Source organism: Bradyrhizobium jicamae, assembly GCF_001440395.1.
Classification (GTDB): Bacteria; Pseudomonadota; Alphaproteobacteria; order Rhizobiales; family Xanthobacteraceae; genus Bradyrhizobium; species Bradyrhizobium jicamae.
Genome location: NZ_LLXZ01000210.1, coordinates 4,284 through 4,998 on the forward strand (window position 1 = coordinate 4,284; position 715 = coordinate 4,998).

The 715-nt window shown below is 58.6% G+C and carries 1 protein-coding gene; it reads right to left on the reverse strand.

The genetic code is table 11. The annotated features are described in order from the left end of the window. Nucleotides 1-715, reverse strand: a 715-nt coding sequence (locus tag CQ12_RS45445; protein ID WP_198164356.1) for a hypothetical protein, incomplete at both ends; no start/stop codon positions are given.

Here is a 715-nt window from a genome sequence, read left to right on the forward strand (position 1 = left end):
CCTTTCCATTCGCCAGCGCGGCCAATTCACTTTCCTTGAAACCAAGATCCGGGAGCAATTCCCTCGCCACGCGCAAGGTGAGCTTTTCAGCCTTGTCCTTGTCTGCGAGATCGGGAATGAACTCGACCGCCTTTGCGTTCTCCGACTGGACATGTTCGATCCAACGGTTCTGCTGGGCAGTTTCGTTCTCCTTTGCAACGCGATCCGTCTCCGACTTTGCGGTTTGCAGACGCATCTGATGCACCTGCCATGCCTGAAAGCGGAACGGATCTTCAGACTGAAGCCGGACGACATCATCCATAGTCTTGATGTCGCCGAACGACTGCTGAAGATTGCTTTCCAGCTCCCGCATGAGAACAGGAAGCTGGGCTTCGTAGTGCTGTCGTGCCTTCTCCGCCGCCTCGCGCTGAGCCTTGACGGCGTTGCGCTCTTCAGCGAGCTCGTTTTGACTCCGGCGAATCGCTTCACTGGCCTTCCTGTCCTGTTCCAGCAGGAATTCCTGCGTTCCAGGGTCGAGTTTGGCCCAGTGTTCGGCTCGATCCTTCGTCCAAGACCGCGGAAGTTCGAGTGGCGGCTTTGCAGCCGGGTCGGTTTCCTGGTCTTCGGCGGTAGCCTCCACAGGAGGGGCGCCGTTGTCCTCATCGGACAATTCTTCCTCTGCGGTCGCGTCCTCCGCGCTCTCGGCAGGAATTCCAGCTTTCTCACGGGCTGCGAC